Consider the following 4,703-nt stretch of genomic DNA (forward strand, 5'->3'; position numbering starts at 1 on the left):
GTTCCATATATCACGACCTCCTATATATAAAAAGCGACTAGAGCCGAAGCCCTAGCCGATCAGTTTCGATTATTTTCTTTTAGTAGAAAGACCCGTAATCTTAGCGTGGGCTGCTTCTTGTAACATTTCTAGCGTGTACTCGCCGACGATCATTCCTTGCATGTAGTCGCCTTTCTTACCTAAGTAAGTGTGAGCGAATTCACGCGTTTGTAATGGACGTATAGATAAACGATTCGCGTCGATTACTAGGATTTCGCCCGCAGGCATGTTGTTATTTAGTACGATCTCAGCGTTACCGAAGTCTGAGATATAGTGGTCTACTACACTTCCTCGTCCATTGTCCATACGGTCTAGGCGAATTGATGCATTATCGAAGTTAGATATAGCAATCTTTTGTGTAGCACCTACGATAATTTTGTAGTTACCGCTAGCAGTAGAACCACTTTTCTCGAAGATTGCTCGGAATGCTTCGATTAGATGCTCATCTGAGATTGCTGCGCCGTTAGCTTTGATCACATTTGTCTGAATGAACGAACGTACCCCGCGCATCATACGCTTGTTGCCTTTCTCGTACTTAATGCCGTTGATTACCGCTTTTTCTAACGCTAGCGCTAGTTCTAGTTGTTTCTTTTGCTTTTCTTTCTCGTACTCATTATCTACGCCATGCTGAGTGACCGCCATTGCCGTACCCGTGATCTCTACAGTCTCGTCGAAGATTTGTGTAAGGTTAGAAACTCGCTTACGTGGCTTGTGACGAACATCGCGAGCGTCTGCCCCCTCTTCGCCTTCTACGAACATTACTTCTACTACTTCACCAACTTCCGCAGCAGCCGCAACCGTATCAGCGTATCCACGCAATACTGTTAACTTTTCGCCTTCGACTTTAGCTACTAAGATTAACTCTTCGCCGATTCGGATTACTTGACGAGATCGGAACGCTTCGCCATTTTCTACTTCGATAGATGTAGCATCAGCAGTTAAAGCCGCCGTCAATGCGCTCTCTTGTTCGAACATTTCATCTTCGAACCAAACGTGCTCAACGTTCGTTACTGGGATTCCGAATCCTACTAGATTTAACATAGGTGTTTGTAATGGGTTTAATAGCAGCATTTCATCTGCTACGCTCTCTTGCTTACCGATTAGATCATTCGAATATACTACCATTTATAATTTCCTCCTTAGAATTAGAAAAAGCCGCCCGATTATTGGCGACTTCTCTTTGTTTATATTAGTAGGCGATTAGCCTACAGATATTAGTTACTTCTCGAATCTTGTGGGTATTTGTCTATACTTTAGAAGTTTATTCCAGTCGTTATCGTTTGGCGGTACGGGAATATCTCCGATACCTGCCGCATTTTGCATAAGAGGACGAGCACCCTTTCGACTTCTAAAACGCTCGTTCATGAAGTCTACTGCCCACTTATTCTCACTTTCGATTTGTAGGATCCCCACGACGGCTTCGAAATAATCACGTAACCCTTGCTCTGCCTTTTTACGCAGTGGATCGACTTTATTTTTGCGTACGGTCGGCACAATGTTAGTACGCCAATCATTTGCGAGATCATCGAGTGTTATCGTACCTGCTAGATTCGCCATTGCGTAATCCTTAGCTTTTGAGTATTCGTCCTCGGCGATCCTCAACGCAGCCTGAGCCTTTTCGATCTCTGCTAGTGCTGCTTTCTTTTGCGTCGCTACCTTTTTCCCCGCAAATTCTTGCTTTAGGATATCTTCATATGCTAGCGTAGCTGCCGTCACATCCTCTTTTGCCGCTTGTACCTTTTCTCGATAGCCTGCGATAAACTCGTGAGCCTTATCGTTTTGTACTGAGAATTCATCATATAGTTTCCATTCCATCTTTTATCTCCCCCTTCGTCTTTCCTTCTAGTAATCTGATACACTTCCGTAGTAATGAGATTAAATTTTCCCGCCACTTCGGTATGTGTTTTGTTTGTACTTCTTCGGGTTGCTCTTCTTGTAACCCATAAATATCGATCAAAGCCGCTTGTGTCCGCTCGTCCTCGAAGCCTTTTATCGTTTCGCTCGTTTCCTCAGGCGCTTTATAGTGGCACATGATGTCAGGAGCTCTTAAACACGCTTTATACACATCTTCTGTACTCGTATGTACGTCAAACGCCGATACGTCATCGCAGTTCATTATTACGATCGTGCGAATCTTCTCTTCGATTGGCTCGTCTCGTAAAGGTAAAATATTCTGTGCTATTACGTAATTGTCTTCGTAAATATATGTACATAAAAACCGTACCCCTCGCAGCTCGTGAACGTTACAAACAACTAGTGTACGCATGTAGGACTGACCTTCCTTTGCAGATCGTTCATCAATCGCTGCGTGTCGGTACTATAGAACCAAGCATCAATCTGTTCGAAATTCTTTTCGCCAACAAATTGAACAACGCGCTTTACGTTATCTTGATTCGCTATCGATCGCCCAACTTCCCATGCGCTTACACTTTTTGTGTCCACGCCAACAAGATCGGCAAATTGTTTTTGGGTTACTCCCATTAATCCGCGAATTAATTTTAATTTGCTGCTATTTAGCTGATACACCATATCGCTCCTTTACGTATTGATATTTTAAAATAAAAAGTAAGACGTAACCGTCAATGGTGTACTACCGCAGGCACGGGAAATGTGATCTTATCGCTCTGAGTAGCGATGAAGAAACCTGCGGCAATACTGAAAAATAATCCGAGGTATCGGAATACAGAAATAATCGATAACAAGTCGCCTATCCCTTACATACTATAGATACGACTAGATAGGTATTAATTGTATGCATTTTAGAATTTATTACAGTTTTTTTAGTTTTTGATACATAGAGTTATTCCCCGCAGCCTGTTACATAAACAGATTGTCGTTGTCGTATCGATCCTTAATACCTGCGCTCCCACGCGGTTTTTGCGGTATGATCTTCCAATCAGGCGCTAGTTCTGTGTTTAAATTAACCACTACGAAATCACGCCCATACTTCACCCTAGCTTCTCTTAAAATTTGCATTAGGTATGATGTTCGCTCACCTTTCGATAGTGGTTTAGTCGCTTCTGCCTCGTATGCTGCGCCTAGATCGGCTATTTTGGCATTTGTATTTTCGGCATTACCTTCGATAGTATTCCAATACGTTGTTTTGTTTGTTTTCATCCTTAAACCCTCCGATTATTTTTAATATGGTATGTGAAATTTTTAAAAATCTAGCACATGATCGATTGACAACGTGCGATAGTAAACTAACATCTTGTTCATTTACTGTTTACAGATGTGGAATTCTGACGTATCTTTCATTCTTCTGCAATAGGTATGTATCTCGATAAGATGAGCCGACTTACCGCCGTTTAGTACACTGCAATTTGGTATTAACTCTAGTTCTTGCGTATTTGTTTGCATTTTATAGCCTCCATTTTTATAATTTCCTGCGGATCATGTACAATTTCCGTATGTCGATTGTTTTCGATTTGCCTTCGCATCAAAACGCCATAACCGATAGGTCTTCGCTAAGATCTGACGCGGTTTCTATCGAATTCCCTTCGATATTTTCTACAACCTCTTCTCTCTTCGCTACTGCTTGCGCTTCGTTGATCTTTGCCGATTTCTTATGTAGCTCTTTTAGTTTCGAGTGATCCTTCGCTTCTTTCTCTTCGATCCATTTCATACGCTTCTCATAATTAACCGCAGCACTTGGAAATGCTTCGAAGACTTGCGCCTTCTTCATTGGTACGTGCGGTACATAGCAGTGATTCCCGCCTGTGTTCGCAGTCTGTATGGATATTAAGCCGACCTCTACGAGTTTCCGAATATGTGAGCGAAGAATATTTATAGATTTGTCGTATTTCTCCATTAACTGGTGTTGCGTTGGGTAGGCGTAGCCTTGTTTTTCGTTGTACCAATTCGCTATGATCGCATATAAAAGCGACATTTCAATCTTGTAACCATCGATCCATTGATAATAGTTGAGATCCTGCGGTACTTTATAGAAACTCATGCCTGCATTCTTTTCCTTTGGATTATATACTTCTGTCTTCGCATTACTTTTTAATTCAGCCGTATTCTTTTGACCCTTTCTTTTTGTTTTATCTTCTATACGCATTAGTTCCCATCCCCTTCAATTCATTTCATTGCTGCGTGATTTCTAAAAGAAGAGAAACCCTTTTCTTCTCTTTTCTTTTAATAGATCTAGTTCTTTTCTAGTTAACTGTCAGGTTTAGACAGTACACACTAACTATTCTCATTTTTAACACTCACTGGTTTCGTACCGTAGGCACTCACTGTTTTCAATTTTAATGTTAGGCACTCACTGTTTTGACCTTACACGTACATAAACGCGGTACGATTTTAGTTTCGACTGATTTCGTTTATAGATTTGTATTTAATAACGAAAGATAATAAACGATATTCTATGCGTTATTTTGAATAGAAAGGATTACGCCGATAAATAACTGATATTTCTTAAACGCCTCAGATTCGTTTGTATGACATTTTATGCGCTATAGATACAATAGAGCTCGAAATATAGGGAATACCGCTTATTTAGCAATCTGCGTAATTACAGGTGATAGGATTCGCTAGGGGATTTCGTAAGGATTCGCTAGGATTCGCTAGGGTATCGATGGGCTATTTCGTAAGGCTTTTCGGTAGGATAGTAATAGGAATGCGGTACAATCTAGTAGCTGCTGCGGGAAATCTACGCCCTG

Annotated in this window: 6 protein-coding genes; all 6 read right to left on the bottom strand. The window is 41.3% G+C overall.

Annotation, left to right across the window (positions count from 1 at the left end):
* Positions 1 to 69: 69 nt before the first annotated feature.
* Positions 70 to 1,164 carry an SU10 major capsid protein gene (locus tag ACQGSG_RS26715; RefSeq protein ID WP_346263969.1) on the bottom strand — a complete coding sequence of 365 codons (1,095 nt, stop codon included), beginning with the start codon at positions 1,162 to 1,164 and terminating at the stop codon, positions 70 to 72.
* Positions 1,165 to 1,257: 93 nt separating this feature from the next.
* Entirely contained in the window at positions 1,258 to 1,854 is a 597-nt protein-coding gene (locus tag ACQGSG_RS26720; RefSeq protein ID WP_098605410.1) for a hypothetical protein, read from the bottom strand.
* Complete coding sequence (locus ACQGSG_RS26725) at positions 1,835 to 2,305, bottom strand: hypothetical protein (protein WP_098605411.1); 471 nt, start codon at positions 2,303 to 2,305, stop codon at positions 1,835 to 1,837. Before ACQGSG_RS26725 ends, ACQGSG_RS26720 begins: the two co-directional genes overlap by 20 nt.
* Positions 2,293 to 2,565 (bottom strand): helix-turn-helix transcriptional regulator, encoded by a 273-nt coding sequence (locus ACQGSG_RS26730; RefSeq protein ID WP_098605412.1) that lies wholly within the window; start codon positions 2,563 to 2,565, stop codon positions 2,293 to 2,295. The genes ACQGSG_RS26725 and ACQGSG_RS26730 overlap by 13 nt, the downstream gene beginning before the upstream one ends.
* Positions 2,566 to 2,856: 291 nt before the next feature.
* Positions 2,857 to 3,156 carry a hypothetical protein gene (locus ACQGSG_RS26735; RefSeq protein WP_098501936.1) on the bottom strand — a complete coding sequence of 100 codons (300 nt, stop codon included), beginning with the start codon at positions 3,154 to 3,156 and terminating at the stop codon, positions 2,857 to 2,859.
* Between the two features lie 322 nt (positions 3,157 to 3,478).
* Positions 3,479 to 4,099 (bottom strand): hypothetical protein, encoded by a 621-nt coding sequence (locus ACQGSG_RS26740; protein WP_205751722.1) that lies wholly within the window; start codon positions 4,097 to 4,099, stop codon positions 3,479 to 3,481.
* Between the last annotated feature and the right edge of the window lie 604 nt (positions 4,100 to 4,703).

It is taken from the genome of Bacillus sp. GMa5/1 (assembly GCF_050172015.1).
Taxonomy (GTDB): Bacteria; Bacillota; Bacilli; order Bacillales; family Bacillaceae_G; genus Bacillus_A; species Bacillus_A cereus.

Bases quoted from the DNA above. Each gene is read 5' to 3' on its own strand.
- ACQGSG_RS26715 (WP_346263969.1), bottom strand. From the start codon at position 1,164: ATGGTAGTATATTCGAATGATCTAATCGGTAAGCAAGAGAGCGTAGCA.
- ACQGSG_RS26720 (WP_098605410.1), bottom strand. From the start codon at position 1,854: ATGGAATGGAAACTATATGATGAATTCTCAGTACAAAACGATAAGGCT.
- ACQGSG_RS26725 (WP_098605411.1), bottom strand. From the start codon at position 2,305: ATGCGTACACTAGTTGTTTGTAACGTTCACGAGCTGCGAGGGGTACGG.
- ACQGSG_RS26735 (WP_098501936.1), bottom strand. From the start codon at position 3,156: ATGAAAACAAACAAAACAACGTATTGGAATACTATCGAAGGTAATGCC.
- ACQGSG_RS26740 (WP_205751722.1), bottom strand. From the start codon at position 4,099: ATGCGTATAGAAGATAAAACAAAAAGAAAGGGTCAAAAGAATACGGCT.